The following is a 25,011-nucleotide window of genomic DNA, read 5'->3' as shown; positions in this document are numbered from 1 at the left end:
TTTTAGCAAAATTCAATAATTATTTTTCTTTTCGTTTAAAAATATTTTTCAATCATTTTTTAAAATCTGATCACATTTCTTTTCATAATTTTTTCTGATTTTTAAATCGATGTTTTAATTTTTCATGCAAGGTCATTGAATGATATTTATTATATTGAATTAAATGTTCCTTTGTTTCCTCGTGTTGTTTTAAATATTCTAAGAAAGGAATTTTATTATTATAAGCATACTTATAAAATTCTTTAAATTCTTTATTTTTTGCAATATTTTTTTTTGTATGTCAATAATTAAAGAAATAAGTAATAAAGATCGCAAGAATAAAAATAACAATTGAAATTGTTTTTAAAATAATTGCATCTTCTGCTTGACTAATAAATAAACCATCAATTAATGAATAAGCTAACGAAGTTACTGATAATAAAATCATAAAAGTTGAAAAGAAAGCACAAATCATAAATCCTTTTTGCTTATCGGTTTCTGTTTTATTTGTAAATCGATTCTTAATTGCACCAATAATAATTAAAGAATACATTACAAAATTTGTTAAAGTAAAAAGATTGGACATATAATCCGTCATTCCAATTGTAGAAACACTTCCTGTAACAACAAGCAAAAATATTCCATCTAACAATCGCATTATTATAAGAGCAACAAAAGTATAAATAAACATTTTAATTCCTGCATTAGTAGGAACACCTTTATAATTTCTTCTAATCATAACTCCATTTTTATCAACAATTTCATCAAGATTAGAACTATCTGATAATGTTCAAATTGAAGATAAAGAATATCCAAATACAGCTGTTGTAATCGAAATCATTAAAATTACTGTAATTATTATTTGTAAATCATTACCTAAAGTTTCTAATCCAAATTTGGTAAACATTGCCACAATAATTCCATTTATTTCATAATTACTATTAGCTCCATTACCATCACCTAATAAAAAACATCCAATTGAAAAAGAAAGATAAATAAGAGTAATAAAAAAAACTGCAATTATTAAAGCTCTTTTATATGTTTTAGGACTTTTTGCTTCATTGGAAAGTGAAGCCGCAAACAAAAATCCATCAAACGCAAATAAAATTGCTGGTAATATTAATAATAAATTATAGAACGCATTTTCATGTAATCCTGTATTTACACTTGAATTTGGATCATATGCTCCATCATTTATTAAAGTATTATCATAAGATCCATTTAATCCAAGAGCAACAAATAATAGAATAATTATAAAAAGAAGCGGAAGAATCTTAGCAACTGTTCCAAAAGATTGAATTGCTTCTCCTGGTTTAACTGTAAATGAAGTAATTGCAAAAGCAAAAGCAATTATACAAAAAGCAATTATTGAAATAATAAAATATCAAGCAACTTCATTTCCTCCTGTCCCTTCAGGATAAAAAATCATATAAAATTCATTAGCAGCAAAAATTGACTCTGAAGCCATTATTAAAGGAAAATAGATAAATAAAAAATATCCTCCAATTAATTTTGAACTTCTTTCTCCTCAGAGATATCTACTTCAAGCTGTAAATGTACCTTGTTCCTTCTTTTTATTTGTAATTGAAACAATCTCAATAAAAGCAACAAGCATTGAAAGAACAATAAGACCACCAATTACTCAACCAATAGTTGAAAGAATTATCGATTCAGATTGCTCTACTAATGAACCATTTTTTACATATATTCCTGATCCTATTACAGTACCAACAATAATAGCAATCAAAGTAAGAAGTCCATATCGATTTGGACTGGATTCTGATTTTTGGATAGTACTAGTACTCATTTTTTTCCTTTTATTTTTCTTAATTTAAATTTTAATTCCCATTAATAATTTCTTTACAACTTAAACAAATATCACCATCAATTTGTTCTTTTTTAAATAATTTTCAACATCTTGAACATTTAATTCCTTCTTTAAATTTCTCTGCTTTTACCTTTAATTCTCTTGAAGGATTAATTTTTATTTCACCAACCATTAATCAATTTTTTAGTTCTTTATTTATAAATTTTTCTAAATTACTTGGTAAATTAATTTCAATTTTAGCTTCTTGTGAACGATTTATTATCTTGCTTAATCTTAATTTTTCAATCTCTTTATTTACTTCACTTCTAATTAAATTAAATTCTTTTCAAAGATATTCTTTTTTATCATTTGGATTTAAAATAAATTTAGGATAAATAGTTTGAAAAATAGATTTTTCTTGATTTTTAATAAAACTTTGATATGCTTCTTCAATGGTAACAGGAATGATTGAAGCAAAATTATAAATAATATAATCAAAGATTTTTTTTAAAATAAATTGGCCTTCTATTCTTTTATTCGAATTTTGTTTTTCAATATAAACAACATCTTTTATATAATCAAGATAATAAGAAATAAAACCTGTATTTAATTGATTAATAATTTCTTTTACTTTAAAATAATAATTATAGTTTTGATTATTTTGATTAATTTTAGATTGTGAATTATTTAATTCATAAATAATCATTTTTGAAATTAATGATAATTTATAATCTTTTATTAAAAATTCTTTTTTAAAATCATTTAAATTTCCCAAAAGGAAACGAATTGTATTCCTAATTTTACGATAATCAATTTGAATTTGTTGTAAAATTTCTTTACTATATTTTAAATTTGAAAAATAATCATTTTCTAATACTCATAATCTTAAAATATCAATACCATTCTCTTCAATTATTTTCAAAGGAGAAATACCATTATTTAAAGATTTAGACATTTTATTATTTTTATCGTCAACTACAAATCCATGTGTAAAAATATTTTTATAAGGAGCTTTTTCATTTTTAATAAAGCTTGTAATTAAAGAAGAATTAAATCAACCGCGATATTGATCGTTTCCTTCTAAATATAAATCTGCTTGAATTTTTCCTAAAACATAATTATGACTTGAACCAGAATCAAACCAAACATCTAAAATATCTGTTTCTTTTCTCATTTTATTATTATATTTAATCTCTGATGGTAAAAAACTTTCAATATCTTCATTATATCAAGCTATTTTTCCTGATTTTTTAAATATCTTCAAAATATTCTGCTGTAATTTTATTGATTTTATTACTTTATTATCTTGATCATAAATTATTGGAATTGGCACTCCTCAGATTCTTTGACGAGAAATACATCAATCTTCACGATTTTCAATCATTTTTGTAAGACGATTTTTTCCTCATTCTGGATATCAATTTACATTATCTAATTCCTTGATTAAAGAATTTTTAATTTTATGAATTGAAACAAATCATTGCTTTGTTGCTCGATAAATTAAAGACTTCTTTGTTCTTCAATCAATTGGAATTGAATGCTCAATTTCTTCTTTAAAAATAAGATTATTTTCTTTTTCTAAATCAATAATAATTTGCTTTGAGGCTTTTTGATAAAAAAGATCATTATATTTTCCTGCATTTATCATCTTACCTATTTCATCAACAACAACAATTATTGGTAAATTATTTTCCTTTACAATTATAAAATCATCAAGACCATGTCCACCTGCAGTATGAACAAGACCTGTTCCTTCTTTTATAGTAACATGGTTACCTTTAATTAAAAATGAATTATTTTTATTTAAAGGATTTATTAATTCTTTTTTAAAATATTTATTTAAATCTATATTTTTTAATATTTTAAGATTTGTATTTCATTTTTTATTTAAAAAAGGAATTAAATCTTTTGCAATAACAATTTGCTTTTTATTGAATTCTGAGATTACATAATTAATTTTTGGATTAAAAGCAATTGCCACATTCGCTGCCAATGATCAAGGAGTTGTTGTTCAAATTACAAAATAAAGATTTTCTTCTTTTAATTTAAAAGCAACAAAAATTGCTTCTTCTTTAATTTTTTGATATTCAACTTCTGCTTCTGCTAATGCTGTTTTTGAAGATCAAGATCAATAAACAGGTTTAAAATCTTGATAAATAAAACCTTTATTGAACATTTTAAAAAAAACTTCTAATTCTTTTGTTTCATAATTTTTATCTAATGTAAGGTATTTATCTTTGAAATTAGTATAAAGAGCAAATTTTCTAAATTGTTCTTGCTGTTTATTTACTTGTTCTAAAGCAAATGAATAATAAATATCTAAGAAATCTTTATTTGATTCTACTTTTTTTAAAAGATTCATTTTTTTAACTGCAACTTCAATTGGTAATCCGTGTGTATCTCATCCTAATTTTCATTCAACTTTTTTTCCTAAAAGTAAATTATGACGAATAACTACATCTTTTAAAATTTTATTTACAGCATGCCCTAAATGTAAATCACCATTTGCATAAGGCGGACCATCATGTAAAATAAATTTATTTTGATTATTTTTATAGTTATTTTTAAAATCAAGATTTTTTTCTCAAAATAAAATGAATTTACCATCTTTTTTTGGTAAATTTCCTTTCATTTCAAAATCTGTTTTTGGCATTAGCAAAGTATCTTTATAGTTTATCTTTTTCTTGTCCATATTAATTCTGAATTTTATTTACGACTAACAATAATTCTATATTTATAAGTATCTAAATTATAGAATAATTTAAGCATTTATTTATAATTAAATTGGTATCAGATAATAAAAATGAACAAAAAAAATGATTATTTAGAAAAATTTAAGAAAATTTATGAGAAAAATGAAAGTAATTTTTATTTTATTACAGGACATGCTGGAAGTGGAAAAACAACACTTTTGATAAAATTAAAAACTTATTTTAGAGAAAAAGGAATTAATGCTTTTTTTACTTCTTCTACAGGAATCTCCGCAACAATATTTGAAGGAACAACATTAAATTACTATTTAGGAAATTTAAATTACGATCATAAAGATCATTTTCCAATTATAACAGGAAGAAATAATCGTAGATGAAAAATCAAAGAAAAACAAATTAAAAATACAGATGTTTTAATTATTGATGAAATTTCAATGGTTAAAAGTGATTATTTTGAATTAATAGATCTTTTATTACAAAAAGCAAAAGGAAATAATCAAAAATTTGGCGGAATAAAAATAATAATGTTTGGTGATTTTTTACAATTACCTCCTGTTATTAAAAATTATCAAGGGGAAAACCTTGATGAAAAATGAATTTTTAAATCAAAAATTTGAAATCAAATCAACATTAAATATATTAAATTAACAAAAAACTTTCGGCAAATAGATCAAAAATATATTGAAAATTTACAGAAAATTAGAAATGGAAATTATGATCAAGAAACAGAGAATTATTTTAAATTTATTGAAAAGAAAGAATTAAACAATCAAAAAGAAATTACGAAATTAGTATCAACAAACCAATCAGCCGATAACATTAATAATAATAATTTAAATAAAATAAAAGAAAAAGAGCACATTTATAATTCTTATTTTGAAGTAGATGAAAAATATCTTGAAAGAAAAAAACAAATAATTGAAGAGTATCAAAAAGAGATAACTATTATTCCAAAAAAATTAATTCTCAAAAAAGGGGCAAAAGTAATGTCGCTTATAAATAAAAAAGAAGATAAGATTATAAATGGTTCAATTGGAATTGTTAAAAATCTAAATCACTCTTTTGTAGAAGTAGAATGATTAGAAGGAAATAAAACAAAAATTAAAGAATATACATGAAATAAAGTTGATCAAAAAGGAGAAACAATTTGTAGTTTTACACAAATTCCTTTGAAATTAGCATATGCAATTACAATTCATAAATCACAAGGAATGACTCTTAGTGAATTATTGATTGATTGTGAAAATATTTTTGCTGAAGGTCAATTATATACAGCTCTTTCTAGAATTAAAAATCCAAAAAATATGTATATTTTAAATTTTGATAAAAAATATGTAAAAGCAAATAAGGAAGCAATAAAATTTTATGAAAACACAAACTGAATTGAATTCTAAATCAGAAAAATGATTAATTGCAATAGATATTGATCGCACTTTAATCCCAGATCAAGATTGAAATAATGAGAAAACAAATAATCAAATTTTAGATGGGGAAATAAAAATTTTAGATAGATTAATTAAAAAAGGTCACAAAGTAGTAATTGCAACAGGAAGAAGCTTAAAATCATCAGAAGAATTATTTAATAATATAAATTTAAATATCATTCTCTCAAATTTTAACGGATGTTATATTTCTATACCTAAGAAAAATAAAATTCTTTTAAATGAAACTATTAATCTTAAGGACTTAAAAAAAATTGCAAATGAAAATTTATTAAAAAAATTTAAATATAATTTTATTTTCAAATATAAAGATTATGTAAAAATTGAAAATTTAAATGATAAATTACTTTTTGATTTATATTCAAAATTTCCTAAATTTAAAATTGAAAAATTAGATTTAAAAAAAGAAATCGAAGAACCAATTAGTACTTATATGCATCTTAAAGTGAATCAAAATGAACAAGAAAAAATTCTAAAAATTTTAGAAAAATTAAAGGAAAAATATAATAAAAGTTTAAATCTTTGATTTTGAAGAGAAAATATTGGTGAATCAATGATTTTAGAAATAAATAATAAAAAATATAATAAATGAACTTCAATTTTATTTATTGCGGATAAATACAAAATCAAAAAAGAAAATATAATTACAATTGGTGATAATTTAAATGATTATGAGATGATTAAAAACGCAAATCATGGTGTTGCTATGATAAATGGATTAGATGAAATAAAAGAAATTGCAGAATATGTTACAGAATACGATAATAATAATAATGGGGTAAGCCATTTTTTAAATAATTTTTTTGAAAAACGTGATTAAAAAAAATATTTTTGAACAAATTATAATATAATTTGTTTATTTATGAAAAAATATATAATATTGTTTTTTATTTCAATATTGTTTTTTGGTTTTAGTAATAATAATTTATCTTTTTTAAATTTTAATAACGAAGTAAAGATAAATCAAAATGATAAGATTATTCTTCTTGATTTGAGTGGATCAAATACAGGAATGACAGTTGATACTAATGATGATGGATACGCCGATACGCTTTATATGTGAGGAGATAATAGCAATGGGCAAATAGGAAATGGCGAAGTAAGTGATCCTATATTAAATCCAATAATTATTACTCCACAAGGACAAGATGATTGAAACGGAAATATAATCGATTTTTCATTAGGTTCTTCGCAATCTGGTGTTACAATTGATACTAATTTAGATGGATATGCAGATACATTATATATGTGAGGAAATGCAATTAATAAGGTTGATAAATATAATCCACAAATCATAACACCAACAAATGGTGATTGAAATGGTAATATAATTGATTTCGATATTGGCTATAATCATTTAGGAATTACAATTGATACTAATTTAGATGGATATGCAGATACATTATATATGTGAGGAAATAATAGTAATGGAAAAATTGGTGATGGAACAACATATAATAGATCTATTCCTACACTAATAACACCAGAAGAGCAAGATGATTGAAATGGTAATATAATCGATTTATCTTTAGGTGGTAGTCATTCTGGAATTACTATTGATACAAATTATGATGGATATGGCGATACTCTTTATATGTGAGGACAAAATAATTATGGTCAACTTGGTGATGGAACAAATAATAATGAATATTATCCAACAATAATAACTCCACAAAATCAAGATTATTGAGATGGAAATTTAATCGATTTAGAATTAGGTAGTTCTCATTCTAGTCTTGCAATTGATGTTAATAATGATGAGTATGCTGATACTTTATACATGTGGGGATATAATAGTTATGGACAAGTTGGTAATAATCCTAGTAAAGTAAATTATCCAACAATAATAACACCAGAAGGACAAGATGATTGAAATGGTAATATAATTGATTTATCTTTAGAGGGTACGAATTCATCAGCAGCAATTGATATAAATAATGATGGATTTGGGGATATTCTTTATGAATGAGGAAATAATGATTATGGACAAATCGGAAGTAATCTTGGTAGTAAAGTAAGCAATCCTACAATAATAACACCAGAAGGACAAGATGATTGAAATGGTAATATTATTGACATATCTTTGGGTGGAGAAAATATAGGAGTAATAATTGATAATGATTTAGATGGATACGCTGATACTTTATACATGTGGGGATATAATAATTATGGACAATTTGGTAATGGAACAACAGAAAGTAAAAATCATCCAGAATTAATCACTTCAAGTTATAGTTTTCTTCTTAAAAGTATAAATTTAAATTATTATGAGGAAAATAATATTGAATTAGATATTAAATTAGATGACTATCAAAATATTATAAATGAAGGACCAGAAGTAATATTAATTGATCAAAATGATATTCAATATCAAACAACTTTTATTACTGATAAATCTAATGTTGATGATGATCAATATTACTATCAAATTGATAATATTGAATATGCTAATAGTTATAATTTCACACAAATATTAATAAATAATAATATTTTTGATATCAGTTTAGAAGAAATAAATACTGATTATTTAATTTCTGGATATCAAATTTCAAATATCAATGAAGAAGAAGCAATTATAGATTTAGATACTAGTCAAAATAGTAATAATTTTAATATTGATAATTACACAAATGATCAAAGAAAAGTAAAAGTAAATTATACAAATCTTGATAATAATAATATTTATTATAAAGAATTTATTATCGATAATTCTTATCAAACTACCATTGATAATTTAAATGCAGAAACAAATTATCAAATTGATTCAATTCAATATTTTTATGAAGATGGAAATTATAAATATCAAATTGATCAAGAAGTAACACAATTTCAAACAATTCCGGCAACACCAATAATTGAAGCTGATTCAATTTCAATAATTAATAACTCAATTACAACAAATTCTTTTGAATATACAATTGAAATTGATAATTTAAAAGAAAATGAAACAAAAGATAATTTTACACAATATGATATAAATAATGGCATTTGATTAATTGATGAAAATGGCGAAAGTTATAATTCTTCTTTTGTTGATGCAAAATTAATTACAAATGGAGAAATTAATGGAACACAAAATTATCAATTAACTTTTTTACAAGAAGATTTAATTTCGGGACAAATTTATAATTTTTCTGGAATTGGTTTTAATGATCCAAATGGATCTAATCCTGATACAATAAATTTCACTACTCCACTTCAAATTGAAACATTAATAATAAATAAAGAATTTGTTGATAATTCATTTTTTATTGATCCAAATTCAATTACAACTAATTCTTTTAATTTTCAAATTACAATTGATAATCTAATTTATATTGAAAATGATTCAGAAAATGAACCAATTTTTAGTAATTTTAATCAAAATGATAAATTATATTTACAAGATGATCAAGGAAATATATATGATGCAGACTATATTTTAGGTAGTTCTTCTTTAATTGGTGAAGGAAATGAATCAGGAACAGTAAAATATCAATTTATATTTAATGTTTCTGATTTAGAAGCGAATAAAACATATAATTTTACAAAAATTAGTTTTACAAATAATTTTAATAATGAATTTTTAGATATTTCTGGATCAGGAGAAATTAAAACAGATAATAATATATCAACAAAAATAATTATTTATATAATAATTATTATTTTAATAATAATTATATTATTGGCTATAATTTTATTATTAATTGATTTAAAAATGAAAAGAAGAACAAAAGAAATGGAAGAAAAACTTAATTCTGATTTTGAATAATATTTAAAAATTAAGAATTACTTAAATAAAGAATAATTATGATTATAGGAAAATATAATATTTTAGGAAAAGAATTTAAAGAAGAAAAATATGTTTCAATTTTAAATCCAACAACACAAAAAGAATATGCAAAAGTTTATGCTTTAAATAAAGAAACAGTTGATTTAATTTATAAATTTGCAAAAGAAAAACAAAAAAGTTGAGAAGAAAAAACAATTTCTGAACGTGCTTTTTTTATTAGTAAGTGAGCAGATCTTATTGAAAAAAATAAAGAGACTCTAGCAAATTTAATTGTAAATGAAGTTGCAAAAAATTATGATGATTCAATTACTGAAATTGAAAGATCGATTACATATATAAGATATACAATAGAAGAAATGTATCGCATAAATTTAGAAGCAAAATCAAGTGAACAATTTTATAAAGGAAATAAAAATAAAATTGCTTTAATAGAAAGAAAACCATATGGTGTAATTTTAGTAATAAGTCCCTTTAATTTTCCAATAAATCTTGCAATTTCTAAAATTGCTCCTGCTTTAATTAGTGGTAATGTTTGTGTATTTAAACCAGCAACACAAGGAAGTTATTTTGCTACTAAACTTATAAAATTATGAGAAGAAACAGGAGTAGAAACAGGAATTTTAAATTTGGTAACAGGAAAGGGAAGCGAAATTAGTGATTATTTAGTAACTCATCCTTTAATAAATTTTATAAATTTTACAGGAAGTACAAATGTAGGAAAAAATATTGCAAATAAAGCAAATATGATTCCTTTAATTATGGAACTTGGAGGAAAAGATGCAGCAATTATTTTAAATGATGCAGATTTAGAAGATGCTAGTTCTGAAATAATAAAAGGGGCTTTTTCTTATTCTGGACAAAGATGTACAGCAATTAAAAGAGTTTTTGTAAATAAAGAAAATAAAAATAAATTAGAAAATCTTTTATTAGCAAAAATAAAAAAATTAAAGATTGGTCTTCCAGAAAAAAATGCAGATATTATCCCTTTAATTGATCAAAAATCTTTAAAATATCAAGAAGAATTATTATCTTCATTAAATAAAGAAGCAAAAATATTAATTGGAAATAAAAAAAATATCAATAATAATATTTTTTATCCTACTTTAATTACTAATGTGTTACCTTCTGATAGATTAGCAAAAGAAGAGCAATTTGGTCCTTTGCTTCCAATAATTACTTATAATAATTTAAAAGAACTAATTAAAATTCATAATGATTGTGAATTTGGATTGCAAGTTTCGATCTTTGGAAAAGATATTAATAAATTATTTTATCTTGCAAATAAACTTGATGTTGGAACAGTAAATTTTAATAAAAAAGGTCAACGTGGACCTGATAATTTCCCTTTTATTGGTTATAAAAATTCTGGACTTGGAACACAAGGAATCAAAAATTCTATTCTTTCGATGACAAAAGAGAAAGTAATTGTAATAAATATTTAATTATATTAAATATTATAAGAAAATATAAAATTCTTATATAAGTTGTTAATAAAAATAATAAGGTATTGAACATGGAAATTGAAATGGAATTTTTTACTTGAATAAGAAAAATAGAATTTAATAGATTGAAAGAATATTATATAAAAAATAATTCAAAAGATCAAAAAACAAATCAAAATGAAATAAATTTACTTAAAACTTATTTAGATTCTAAAGTTAATTTTGAAAAATATGATGACGATGAATTTAGTGGACTTTCCAAAAAATTTTCTGAAGAAAATAATATTGAAGAAATAAGAAATGAAATAAAAAAAGAGATGGATATAAGCAAAAGAGGAGAAATTGAAAAGAAAAATAAAGAAATTTTAAAAGTTGATGACACAATTAATTTCATCAAAGATTATTTAAGTACATTAACAAACAAAAATTATAATAAAATGCGAAAACATAAAATTCTTTATTTCATGAATGCTTTTGCAATTAATTTAAATAAATCAATTAAATTATGAAAAAATAATCAAGAGATATTTAATTTATTTTTTGCAAAATTTGATAAAAATAAACCAATTGAATGATGTGCTTTTGAAAATGGCCCAATTTTAAAAAACATTTATCGTACTGGATTAGATGATGATAATTTATTTTTTAAAATTGAAGAAAATAAATTAATTATTTTTGAAATTGCTTACTTTTTATTAAGAGAATTTTCAACATTACAATTAGTAAAAGAAAGTCACAAAACTAATCCATGAAAAAAAAATTATAATCCAAATATTTATTATGCAAAAATCCCTACAGAAGAAATAATTGATTTTTTTGAAAAAAATAGACCTTTTTTTGCAAAATCATTAGAATATTAAAATGAAAAAAAATAAGAATAATTTTTTAAATAATATAAAATGACTTATTTCAAAATGGTGATTTTGAACAATTATAGTAATTTGATTTATTATATTCTTTTTATCTTTAACAAAATTTATTCCTTCTACAAATAATGATTGGATTGTTTGAATTGAATTTTTCTTTTCTTCAATTATTGCTTTATTATCATTTTCAATTGCAATTATAATTGCAAAAGATTCAAAAACAGATCTTGAATATAATACTGAGCAAACAGAAAATATAAATAAAATATTAAATTCAGTAAATCAAATTATAAAAAAAACAAAAGAACTTGCTGAAAATACGAATGAAAAGGTTAATATATTATCTGAAAATCGATTAAATGTTGACAGCAAAGAAAAAATTGATAATAAAATATTAAATTCAGTAAATCAAATTATAAAAAAAATTAAACCAGAAATTGAAAAAACAAAAATATTTTATAAAAATACGAATGAAATTGATAATATATTATTTAAAAATCCATTAAATGTTGACAGCAAAGAAAAAATTGATAATAAATTAGAAAAAGAAATCAATGAAATATTAAAATTTTAAATATATAAAAAGAGAAACATTATGGAATATATATTAATTACAGGTGCAAGTTCAGGAATTGGAAAAGGACTTGCAAAATCATTTGCAGAAAGAAAAGAAAACTTAATTATTGTTGCAAGAAGAAAAGAATTGTTAGAAAATCTTCAAAAAGAATTAGAGAGTAAATATAAAATAAAAGTATTAGTTTTTATTTATGATTTATCAATCGAAGATAATGTAATTAAATTTTATGAAACAATTAAAAAATATAATATCAAAACATTTATTAATAATGCTGGAATTGGTGAACACAATGATCCTTGAAATTCTAATATTAAAAGAATTGCAAATTTAATTGATCTTAATATTAAAGCATTAACTTTACTTTCAATTATGTTTATAAAAGATAATTTAAATAAAAATAAGAAATTAATAAATATCTCTTCTACTGTAGGATTTGAAATTTTACTAGATGAAATAATTTATTCGAGCAGTAAATTTTTTGTCTCTACTTTTAGCGAAGGAATAGCAAAAAATCTTGAAAATAAAAATTACAAATTAAAAGTACAAGTATTAGCTCCTTCTTCTACAGAGAGTGAATCATTAGAAGAAATGTTAAATTATGCAAATATTTCACAAAAAGAAAAAAATAAATTAATTATAAATAAAAAAAATAAACAGAAATCTATTGAAAAACTTATTGATTTTTTCTTTAAGCTTTATGAAAGTGATTATACAATTGGAATAGTAGATTCAAAAGAAGATAAAATACATTTATTAAATAATTATTTTAAAATTCATTAAATAAAAATTATTATATTTTTATTTAATTGATATATAAAATATAATTTAATTAACATTTAATATAATAAAAAGGAATATAAAATATGTTTAATTTTTGAAAAAAAACTAAAAATAAAGATGAAGATAAGCATTTTGAAAGCGAAGCTTGTAAAAAATGCAAGGAATGCAAAGATAAAAATTGTAATGATGAATGCAAGGAATGCAAAGAATGTATTATAAATAGTTGTAATAATAAATGCAGCAAATGTAAAGATCATGGAGAAAAATGCAATTGTGATAAATGCAAGGAATGCAAAGAATGCAAATTATCAAATTGCAAAGATAAATGTAAAAAATGCAAAGAATGCAATCAAAAACATTGTGGAAATGAATGCAAAGAATGCAAAGAAGATCTTAAAAAACACTTTCAAAAACATTTAGAAAAATGTGAAGGTGAAAACTGCAAAATCGAAGATAAAAAAGCAATGAAATAATCTTCTAACAATAAAAAAAAGACAAATTAATTGTCTTTTTTTTATTGTTTAATTTCCTACTTTTTTCTATTTTTATCAGATGAAAAATATTTATTAGGATTAGAGATTTTTACATATTTTGATTTTCTGATTTTAAAAATTCTTAATTCTTCTGTATTTAAATCTTTAATTTCGATATTTTCTTCTTCTATTTTAGGAACATCTTGATTATTTGATATTGATTCTTTTTCTTGATTTTCAGCTTTATTATTTATACTCTGATCTATTTTTTTATCTTTATTATCTTGATTATTTTTTGGATTATTATTATTTGAATTATTATAATGTTTTCTTTTTCTTTTTTTGTTTACTTTTTGATAATTAATAGTAATTGAAATAGATTTTACGTTATTTTTATCTGCTTGTTCAATTATTTCTCCAATTGTTTTATTACTATTTATTATTTCTTCGTTTTGTTTTAAAGGATTAATTTCCTTTTTAATATTTTTATCAAAAGAATTCTTATTTGTGTTTTCTTTTTCTTTAGAAATAGAAGCATTTGCAGGAAGAAGTTTTAATTCTTTATTAATTTCTTTTTCTTGATTATAAGCAATATTTTTTATTTGTAAATTTTTATTATTTTGTTGTTTTTTATTATTTTTTCTTCTTATTACTTTTTTCTTCTTATTGGTTGCTTTTTCTTGATCATAATTAATAAGAAGAGAAACAGATTTTATATTCTTTTTTTTTGCTTTTTTAATTATTTTTGAAATTTTTTCATTACTATTAATAAGACCATCAATAACAAAAGTATTTTTTGATTTTTTTTTGTTTATTATTTTTACCATTTTATTTATCTTTTTTAGAATTATTTTTAATTTCTACATATTCTGTTTCTTCTATAGTAATCATTTCTAAATCTTTTTGATTTTTTTTATTATTATTTCTATTTCTTTTTTTCTTTTGAATTGTTTTCTTTTTAGGAATTACTTTTTTTTTTTATTAATTTCTTTGATATCTTTTTTAATATCTTTATTTTCTTTATTAATTTCTTTTACAATTTTTGATAATTCTGAAATTTCTGATGATATTTTTTTTGTTTCATTATTTTTTCTTGATTTTTTAGAAACAGGTTTATTATTATTATTATTTCCTGAATTATGTAATTTTTTTACAATTTTTGATAATTCTAATACTTCCTCAGTTAATTGTTCTGTTTTATTAGGTTTTTTTGCTTTTTTCTTTTTATTTTGTGAAGTATTATTATTTCCTGAATTATGAATTTCTTCAATATTAATTTTAATATCTCTATTCTCTTCATCTATTTTTCTTACAATTTTTGATAATTCTGAAATTTCTTCAGTTAATTTATTTGTATCATCAGGTTTTTCTGTTTTTGCTTTTGTTTTTTTACTTTTTCTTTTTTTACTTGATTTTGCTTTTGTTTTTTCTTTTTCTACTGGTTTATTTTTATTATTTAAATCATCTACCTTTTCAGATAATTCTAAAATTTCTGTTGTTAATTTATCTATTAATTCAGAATTTTCAGAACCACCTTCTTTTTTAGGTTGATTTTGTTCAATATTATAAATTGTTAAGTTTTTTTCTTCTTCTTTTATTTTATCTTCATCATTTGCTTTATCTTCTTTTTTATTAACCTTTTCTTCTTTTGTTATTTTTTCTTTCTTTTTACTTTTTTCTTTACTAGAATCACCTTGTATTAATATTATGATTACTAAAATTAAAATTAATAATAATAGTAATAACATAAGTCATCATAATCAGCAAGGACAATCGCAATCACTACTAGATGCATCTGTATGAACTTCTCCATTTTCTATAGGTGTAAATGGTCCATTTTGGTTAGGACTTATAGAATCAAATTCATAATCAGTATCTGGTACTAAATCACTTACTTCAAAAGTAAATTGGTATCTTTCTGATCCAACAGATGTTCCACTACCTTGATAAACAGCAGTTTTTGGTACATATTCTGAATGATAAGTATTTTGATTGCTATCTTTTAAATAAAGTCCGTCCGCTTGATCAAAATTAGCAAATTCTGGTTCGCTACCAACGCTTCCTGTTAACATTAAGTCATCTAAACTAATTCTATATTGAAATGATGTAGGTGCAACACTAGAAACTGCAAAAGTACTACCAAGAACTACTGGATCTACATATCCATCATCAGGTATTATTACATCCATTGGAGGATTTAAAGTAACTATATTAGAATCAAGAGGATTTAATGGTTGCTCAAAGCTAATTCCATTAAATAAATATTCACCTGGACCTAGTCCATTTACTTCATAAGTAATTATATAATCATAACTATTATCAGCAGAAACATTACTATAATTATCATTTTGATAAAATTCTTTTGTAATAAAAGTTGATTTATAAATGTATCCGTCTTCATCCATTAATCATAAACCATCATTTACATCATAATTTGTAAAATTAGTATTATCAGCATTAGGAATTAGATTATCTATTTCAATTGTATATTGAAATGAATTTGAAGTTATTGTTTCATCTATTACTAAACTTGTTGCACCTTGAATTTCTGGTTGAACAGATTGAGTTTGAAATCTTGTAGCAGATTGATTAATTTGATATATATAACTTCCATTTTGATAGAAATACTGAATTGAATCTATTTGATAATTTGTTTCTGCTTTTAAATTAGTTAATTCAACTTCTGCTGAACTACTAATTGTAAGATCTTGATTAGATATTAAACTATTAAGTGTAAATTCTTGATTATAAGAATCATTTTGGTCAAGATCAGTATAATTTACTTTTACTTTTAATTCTTCATTTGTATAATCACTAAAATCTACATTATTATTTTCGCTCAAATTTAAATCAATTGTAGCTGTTTGCTCAGTTACTGATTTTATAGAATAATCAGGAATGATATAGTCGGTTATTATATCTTCTGAAATAGCAGAAGCAACATCATTAATTATTATTTCATTAAAATAATAGTGTGTTCCTCGTTCAATTCCATTCACCTGATAATAATATTGATCATTAGAAATATCTGAATTTGAAGAAATAAAAGTTGTTGTATAATTAGTATCTCCATTATCTATTAATAAAACAGTAGGATCACTATTTATTACATTACTATAATCATATAATTTTAAATCAATAAATAATTGATTATCATCATAAATAAAATCTAAACTAGCAATAGAAGCAGAATCTGTAGAATAAATAACTATAAAATATAATTGATCAATATTGCTATCACTATTTCCATTTCCTAATTGTCCGTAGTTATCATTTCCACATGCATAAAAACTATCAATAAGATCATCATTATTATTATCGGTAATTACACCGGTACTACTAAATCCATTTGATAATGAATAAATAGGTCCGGGTCAAGATGATTGACCTTCAGGGTAAACAATTGTTGGAACAGAAATATCGCTTGTTGTTCCTGCTCCTAATTGACCATTACCATTTTGTCCTCACATATAAAGTAGATCTCCTGATCCATTTAAATCAGAATCTATTATTACACTAGAAGTATAACTTCCTTTTTCAAATTGAAGAATATTTCCGCCTCAATCACCTGAACTAGGAGTAATTACTTTTGGAGAATATTTAATTACTTTTGTACCATCACCAAGTTGACCATAATTATTTTGTCCTCAACTATAAATTAAATCTCCTATTCCATCTGAATTGGTATCTATTAATAAACCTGAATTAAAAAATCCAAGTGTAAAATCTATAATATCACCACCTCAACTACCAGATCCTGGGTTAATTATTGTAGGATATTGAGAATATTGAGGTGATGCACCTATTCCAAGTTCTCCATAACTATTATCTCCTCACATATAAAGCATATCTGCAAGACCATCATAATTACTATCAACAGTTACTCCACCAAATCGAGAACCTAATTTTAAATCAATAATATTTCCGCCTCAATCATTATCTTCTGGAGCAATTATTTCAGGATATAAAATTGTATTATCATCTTTAGGTGATATTTCATAATTAATATTTTCACCTCAACCATAAATTAAATCACCATATCCATCATAATCAGTATCAATTAAAACAGCTGTATTTGCATACATCAATGAAAAATCTATGATATTACCATCTCAATTTGTTTCACCTTGTGGTGTAATAATTTGAGGAGTTGAAATTGATCCACTTGTTTCTCCATTTCCAATTTCACCACGATAATTACTACCTCATAAATAAAGTGTATCGGCATAACCATCATAATTAGTGTCAACGGTAGCACCACTAAATAATTGAGCGATTTCCAAATTAATTATATCTCCCCCTCAATCGCTTTCACCTTGTGGTGTAATTTCTACAGGTGAAAATTTATCTGTAGTTGTTCCATCACCAATTTGATAATTATTATTTTGTCCTCACATATAAATAGCGTCACCATTTTGATCACCATTAGTATCGACAATTGCTCCATTTGTATTACCATCTGCCGAAAATTCTAAATCTACGATTGATTCAATTTCTAAATCTGAATAGTTTTTTGTTTCTAAAAATTTAGAACTACTATTTATTGATCCAAATATAATTAATATCGGAAAAATAATAAGTGTAATAAAGAATTTTTTCATAACCCCTAAAATAATTAATTTAATTCACATTCCCATTTTTCTAAAATTATATCAACTTTTAAAAAAAAAAATAAAATATTTAAAAAATAAAATATCTATAAATTATTTTTCTAACATTATATTTAATAAATTTAAAATTTTATTTTATTTATAAAATAATAAGAAAAAATATTTTAATTTTTGTTAAATATCAAAAAATAAAAATAATTTAAATTAATATGATCTTTTAAATAAAAATATATTTGAATTAAATTTACAAATTATAAAAAAATAAAAATAGATATTTTTATTTTATTTTTTATTATAATGAAAATTAAGATAAGGGGTTTTTAAAATATCAAAATTTGATAAATAATTACCCATATTTAGAGTTAAATTAGAAATAGCAGAAATGCTTTGTTTTAATATAAAAAAATTTTAATCAAATTTAAATAAAAATAATATATAGGATAAATTAAATTATGGAAAAGGGAAATGAATTAAATTTTCAAGAAAATGAATCTGATAAAAGTAATTTTTCAGAAGAAAAAGAAAAAATTACAGCATCAATTACTGACTCTGCTCATGTACAAACAGTAAATCCTGTTGCTGAAGGTGGGGGATTTCAACAAGAAGTAAACGAAAATATTACACAAAGTATTAATTCTATTTTAAGTGGTAATACTGAAATAAAAACTATTACATCATATATTAATACTATTAACTCTGCTTCTGAAGGTGGAACAACACAACAACAAGTAAATCAAAAAAATAAAGAAGCGATTGATAATTTAAATGATGAATTTAATAATATTGTTAATGGTAATACTTTAATACAAACTGTTACTTCTTCTATTGAAACAATTAATTCTACTTCTGAAGGCGGAACAACACAAAAGCAAGTAAATGAAAAAAATAAACAAAACATTGATAATTTAAATGATGAATTTAATGATATTGTTAATGGTAATACTTTAATACAAACTGTTACTTCTTCTATTGAAACAATTAATTCTACTTCTGAAGGCGGAACAACACAAAAGCAAGTAAATGAAAAAAATAAACAAAACATTGATAATTTAAATAATTCAATTGTTGTAATTGATGATAAAATTGATAATTTAGATTTTGATATAAATACTTCAAAAGTTAATGCAACTAGTTCTTCTTTAGAAGGTGGATCAACGCAAAAAGATATTAATATAAAAAATAAAGTTAATTTTGATTCACTAAATTCAGATATTTCTGATATTAATGATAAAATGGAATCTTTTGGAGAAGCTAATACCACTTATTCTATTAAAGCGGTCGATACTACTTTAGAAGGCGGAATAAATCAAAAAGAAATAAATCAAGTTAATAAAAAAGATATTGATAGTATAAATACCTTAATTAGTGACATTAGTTCTAAGATTGATGATAATGATTTAAAAACCAATACAGGAAATGTATCTACTGTTGATAGTTTTTTTGAAGGTGGGCCAAATCAAAAAGAAGTAAATGAAGCTAATAAAAAAAGTATTATTACTTTAGATTCTGAAATTATTAAAGTTAATTCTGAAATTTCTGATATTAATGAAAAGATTGATTGTATGGAATGTGGTTGTGATTCTTCTGGTTGCGATTGCGATGATATTACAACTTCAACTATTAATACTGTAAATTCTACGACTGAAGGTGGAACAACACAAGAAATTGTAAATAAAAGTAATAAAGTAGCAATTGATAATTTAAGTGATGAAATTAGTGATATTATAAATAATGGTGTGCCAGGAGGAAATACTTCAACTATTACTACTACTAATTCAATTACTGAAGGTGGTTCTACACAAAAAGAAGTAAATGAAGCTAATAAAAAAGCAATTGATGCTAATACTCAAGCAATTGATGCTAATACCCAAGCAATAGATAATTTAAGTGATCCAGTTACTTCAGATATTACTACAGTTGATTCTAATACTGAAGGGGGAGCAACACAACAAGAAGTAAATGAAACTAATAAAATTGCAATTGATGCAAATACGCAAGCAATTGATGCAAATACGCAAGCAATTGATGATTTAAGTGATCCAGTTACTTCAGATATTACTACAGTTGATTCTAATACTGAAGGGGGAGCAACACAACAAGAAGTAAATGAAACTAATAAAATTGCAATTGATGCAAATACGCAAGCAATTGATGCAAATACGCAAGCAATTGATGATTTAAGTGATCCAGTTACTTCAGATATTACTACAGTTGATTCTAATACTGAAGGGGGAGCAACACATACAAGAAGTAAATGAGCTAATAAAATTGCAATTGATGCAAATACGCAAGCAATTGATGCAAATACGCAAGCAATTGATGATTTAAATAATCCAGTTACTTCAGATATTGCTACAGTTGATTCTAATACTGAAGGTGGGGCAACACAACAAGAAGTAAATGAAGCTAATAAAATTGCGATTAATGCTAATACACAAGCAATTGGTACTAATACCCAAGCAATAGATGATTTAAATAAAATTGTTTCTAATATTTTATTAAGCCTTAATTCAATATCTATTTGTACTGGATGCCCTTTAACTCCAGATCAAGAAGTAATATTTTCAAATGTTATTACAACTGATGTAACTGTAAATGGTGGTAATGATGGTTCAATTGTATTTGATGTTACAATTGCTAACTTTATGAATACAGCAAAAGCAGTTTTAAATTCAAATTCAGATGTAATAGGATTAAATCCTACAGCAATAATAGATGAAATTACTTTAGTTGATGGAGAAAATGCTGGTTTGAGTTTTGATAATTTAATTGCTGGAACATATACAATTGAAATTTATGATGGAGAAACTTTAATTAGTTCAGAGGCAGATATTGTTGTTTCTGAACCTCTCCCAGATCCAGAGGCAACAGTTTCAAATGTTATTCCAATTGATGTAACTGTAAATGGTGGTAGTGATGGTTCAATTGGATTTGATGTTACAATTGCTAACTTTGTTGATTCAGCAACTGCTATTTTAAATCCTGCTGCTGGAACAAGTCCAATTAACTTAGTTGATGGAGTAAATGCTGATTTGAGTTTTGATAATTTAATTGCTGGAACATATGTAATTGAAATTTATGATGGAGAAACTTTAATTAGTTCAGAGGCAGATATAGTGATTAATGAACCTCTCCCAGATCCAGAGGCAACAGTTTCAAATGTTATTCCAACTGATGTAACTATAAATGGTGGTAGTGATGGTTCAATTGGATTTGATGTTACAATTGCTAACTTTGTTGATTTAGCAACTGCTATTTTAAATCCTGCTACTGGAACAAGTCCAATTAACTTAGTTGATGGAGTAAATGCTGATTTGAGTTTTGATAATTTAATTGCTGGAACATATGTAATTGAAATTTATGATGGAGAAACTTTAATTAGTTCAGAGGCAGATATAGTGATTAATGAACCTCTCCCAGATCCAGAGGCAACAGTTTCAAATGTAGTTCCAATTGATGTAACTGTAAATGGTGGTAGTGATGGTTCAATTGGATTTGATGTTACAATTGCTAACTTTGTTGATTTAGCAACTGCTATTTTAAATCCTGCTACTGGAACAAGTCCAATTAGCTTAGTTGATGGAGCAAATGCTGATTTAAGTTTTGATAATTTAATTGCTGGAACATATACAATTGAAATTTATGATGGAGAAACTTTAATTAGTTCAGAGGCAGATATAGTGATTAATGAACCTCTTCCAGATCCAGAGGCAACAGTTTCAAATGTTATTCCAACTGATGTAACTGTAAATGGTGGTAGTGATGGTTCAATTGGATTTGATGTTACAATTGCTAACTTTGTTGATTTAGCAACTGCTATTTTAAATCCTGCTACTGGAACAAGTCCAATTAGCTTAGTTGATGGAGCAAATGCTGATTTAAGTTTTGATAATTTAATTGCTGGAACATATACAATTGAAATTTATGATGGAGAAACTTTAATTAGTTCAGAGGCAGATATAGTGATTAATGAACCTCTTCCAGATCCAGAGGCAACAGTTTCAAATGTTATTCCAACTGATGTAACTGTAAATGGTGGTAGTGATGGTTCAATTGGATTTGATGTTACAATTGCTAACTTTGTTGATTTAGCAACTGCAGTTTTAAATCCTGCTACTGGAACAAGTCCAATTAGCTTAGTTGATGGAGCAAATGCTGATTTAAGTTTTGATAATTTAATTGCTGGAACATATACAATTGAAATTTATGATGGAGAAACTTTAATTAGTTCAGAGGCAGATATTGTTGTTTCTGAACCTCTCCCAGATCCAGAGGCAACAGTTTCAAATGTTATTCCAACTGATGTAACTATAAATGGTGGTAGTGATGGTTCAATTGGATTTGATGTTACAATTGCTAACTTTGTTGATTTAGCAACTGCTATTTTAAATCCTGCTACTGGAACAAGTCCAATTAGCTTAGTTGATGGAGCAAATGCTGATTTAAGTTTTGATAATTTAATTGCTGGAACATATACAATTGAAATTTATGATGGAGAAACTTTAATTAGTTCAGAGGCAGATATTGTTGTTTCTGAACCTCTCCCAGATCCAGAGGCAACAGTTTCAAATGTTATTCCAACTGATGTAACTATAAATGGTGGTAGTGATGGTTCAATTGGATTTGATGTTACAATTGCTAACTTTGTTGATTTAGCAACTGCAGTTTTAAATCCTGCTACTGGAACAAGTCCAATTAGCTTAGTTGATGGAGCAAATGCTGATTTAAGTTTTGATAATTTAATTGCTGGAACATATACAATTGAAATTTATGATGGAGAAACTTTAATTAGTTCAGAGGCAGATATAGTGATTAATGAACCTCTCCCAGATCCAGAGGCAACAGTTTCAAATGTTATTCCAACTGATGTAACTATAAATGGTGGTAGTGATGGTTCAATTGGATTTGATGTTACAATTGCTAACTTTGTTGATTTAGCAACTGCTATTTTAAATCCTGCTACTGGAACAAGTCCAATTAACTTAGTTGATGGAGTAAATGCTGATTTGAGTTTTGATAATTTAATTGCTGGAACATATGTAATTGAAATTTATGATGGAGAAACTTTAATTAGTTCAGAGGCAGATATAGTGATTAATGAACCTCTCCCAGATCCAGAGGCAACAGTTTCAAATGTTATTCCAACTGATGTAACTATAAATGGTGGTAGTGATGGTTCAATTGGATTTGATGTTACAATTGCTAACTTTGTTGATTTAGCAACTGCAGTTTTAAATCCTGCTACTGGAACAAGTCCAATTAGCTTAGTTGATGGAGCAAATACAGGATTGATCTTTGATAATTTAATTGCTGGAACATATGTAATTGAAATTTATGATGGAGAGGAATTAATTAGTTCAGAGGCAGATATAGTTGTTTCTGAACCTAATATTGGTGGTAATGATTTTATTCCATTAACACCTGAGGATGATGATGCTAATAGTAAAACAAGTGGAGAAATATTAGATAGTTATTTAAATTATGATATTATTTTGAGTAAAAATCAACATCCTAATTATGTGGGAAATGGTTTGTTTATTGGTAAAGAAATAGATATTAATGATTCAAATCAAAGCGGAATTACAAGTAATAATGAGATTCAAAAATTAATATTTACTGATCCTACTAATTTTAATTTAGATATTATAGGTGATTTTACTGGAATATATTATTTAAAAGGAATTAATGTTGGGCTAACACCTTTAATTACAGAAGGTATTTATGAAAATAATGATAATTTTACTTGATTAGAAGACATTACACAATTTAATATGATTGTTCAAAAATGATGAGATAATACAAGAAATAATTTTAGTTATACTTTATGAGAACAAACAACAGATCCAGAGCAAAACTATATTTATGTTGCCAAAAATGCTGCTGATACTGCTCTTAATGGTTGAAGATTTTCAAACCAAGAAGTTTCAACAGGAATAGGTGAAGGTAGTTACATAACAATGATTTATGGTTTTAACTTTACATCAATAGATAATCTTGTGATATCTCAAACTTCTGATACTTTCACTTTAAATGATTACACTTCTTATGATTTATTATTATTTAAAATTGAAGGAAGCAATTTTGCTGTTGGTGATTGAGTTATTAAAGTTAGTGATATTGTTGCTGATGGTATAACAAATCATTCTTATTCTAATTACCAGCAAGAACACTTTACAATTACTGGAAATGTTTTAACTTGAACTAGTGGTGGCGGTTTAGGACATCTTGAACTATTAGGAGTGAAAGGAATTATAATTTAAAAAGAGAATGAAAATTGATATTTATTACAATTAGATCACATATTTGCTTTTTTTTAATAAAGAAGAAGATAATATTTATAATTTAAGTAAAAAATAAATCAAAAGATTATTAAATAATTGAAATTTTGCATTGGTATTTTAATAATTTTTGAATAATAAAAGTAGTTTTTCAAACTATCAAAATATATTATTTTTTACTGAATAATTCAATTATTTAGTATTATTATCAAAAAAAATAATATAAATATTTAATAAATTACATAAATGTTGTATTACCAAATTTATATAATCT

General features: G+C 23.9%; 13 protein-coding genes. 9 read left to right on the top strand and 4 right to left on the bottom strand.

Annotated features, from left to right (window positions below; all coding sequences use genetic code 4):
* Positions 1–19: 19 nt before the first annotated feature.
* Positions 20–1,786 (bottom strand): APC family permease, encoded by a 1,767-nt coding sequence (locus tag X271_RS01285; RefSeq protein WP_025208668.1) that lies wholly within the window; start codon positions 1,784–1,786, stop codon positions 20–22.
* Between the two features lie 31 nt (positions 1,787–1,817).
* Positions 1,818–4,478, bottom strand: coding sequence for an isoleucine--tRNA ligase (gene ileS / locus X271_RS01280; RefSeq protein ID WP_128571627.1), 2,661 nt, complete (start codon positions 4,476–4,478; stop codon positions 1,818–1,820).
* A 111-nt stretch (positions 4,479–4,589) separates the two neighbouring features.
* On the opposite strand from ileS, the gene X271_RS01275 reads away from it, so the two are divergent.
* The 8 genes from X271_RS01275 (at position 4,590) to X271_RS01240 (ending at position 13,849) form a co-directional block, all read left to right on the top strand.
* The gene (locus X271_RS01275) at positions 4,590–5,891 is read left to right on the top strand and encodes an ATP-dependent DNA helicase (protein ID WP_025208666.1); all 1,302 of its coding nucleotides are present in this window, start codon (positions 4,590–4,592) and stop codon (positions 5,889–5,891) included.
* Positions 5,863–6,759 (top strand): Cof-type HAD-IIB family hydrolase, encoded by an 897-nt coding sequence (locus X271_RS01270; RefSeq protein ID WP_025208665.1) that lies wholly within the window; start codon positions 5,863–5,865, stop codon positions 6,757–6,759. The genes X271_RS01275 and X271_RS01270 overlap by 29 nt, the downstream gene beginning before the upstream one ends.
* Positions 6,760–6,801: 42 nt before the next feature.
* A complete protein-coding gene (locus tag X271_RS01265) occupies positions 6,802–9,690 on the top strand; it encodes an RCC1 domain-containing protein (protein WP_025208664.1) in 2,889 nt (962 codons plus the stop codon).
* Positions 9,691–9,728: 38 nt separating this feature from the next.
* Positions 9,729–11,153, top strand: a complete 1,425-nt coding sequence (locus X271_RS01260) for an aldehyde dehydrogenase family protein (protein WP_038462239.1) — start codon at positions 9,729–9,731, stop codon at positions 11,151–11,153.
* Positions 11,154–11,224: 71 nt separating this feature from the next.
* Positions 11,225–12,013 carry a hypothetical protein gene (locus tag X271_RS01255; RefSeq protein ID WP_025208662.1) on the top strand — a complete coding sequence of 263 codons (789 nt, stop codon included), beginning with the start codon at positions 11,225–11,227 and terminating at the stop codon, positions 12,011–12,013.
* Position 12,014: 1 nt separating this feature from the next.
* Positions 12,015–12,593 carry a hypothetical protein gene (locus X271_RS01250; RefSeq protein WP_025208661.1) on the top strand — a complete coding sequence of 193 codons (579 nt, stop codon included), beginning with the start codon at positions 12,015–12,017 and terminating at the stop codon, positions 12,591–12,593.
* Between the two features lie 21 nt (positions 12,594–12,614).
* The gene (locus X271_RS01245; RefSeq protein WP_025208660.1) at positions 12,615–13,376 is read left to right on the top strand and encodes an SDR family NAD(P)-dependent oxidoreductase; all 762 of its coding nucleotides are present in this window, start codon (positions 12,615–12,617) and stop codon (positions 13,374–13,376) included.
* Between the two features lie 83 nt (positions 13,377–13,459).
* Entirely contained in the window at positions 13,460–13,849 is a 390-nt protein-coding gene (locus X271_RS01240) for a hypothetical protein (protein ID WP_025208659.1), read from the top strand.
* A gap of 56 nt (positions 13,850–13,905) precedes the next feature.
* Here X271_RS01240 and X271_RS01235 read toward each other — a convergent pair whose 3' ends face one another.
* On the bottom strand, positions 13,906–14,676 hold the full coding sequence (locus X271_RS01235; RefSeq protein WP_025208658.1) for a hypothetical protein: 771 nt from the start codon (positions 14,674–14,676) through the stop codon (positions 13,906–13,908).
* Positions 14,677–14,814: 138 nt separating this feature from the next.
* Positions 14,815–18,450 carry a hypothetical protein gene (locus X271_RS03250; RefSeq protein WP_128824168.1) on the bottom strand — a complete coding sequence of 1,212 codons (3,636 nt, stop codon included), beginning with the start codon at positions 18,448–18,450 and terminating at the stop codon, positions 14,815–14,817.
* 461 nt (positions 18,451–18,911) lie between these two features.
* Here X271_RS03250 and X271_RS01225 point away from each other — a divergent pair, with 461 nt between their 5' ends.
* Positions 18,912–24,719 (top strand): beta strand repeat-containing protein, encoded by a 5,808-nt coding sequence (locus tag X271_RS01225; protein WP_025208656.1) that lies wholly within the window; start codon positions 18,912–18,914, stop codon positions 24,717–24,719.
* Positions 24,720–25,011: the final 292 nt, after the last annotated feature.

Origin of the sequence: Candidatus Hepatoplasma crinochetorum Av, assembly GCF_000582535.1 — a bacterium.
GTDB lineage: Bacteria > Bacillota_I > Bacilli_A > Mycoplasmatales > Hepatoplasmataceae > Hepatoplasma > Hepatoplasma crinochetorum.
The sequence above is the reverse complement of the archived record's forward strand: the minus strand, read 5'-3'. Positions and strand labels throughout refer to the sequence as shown.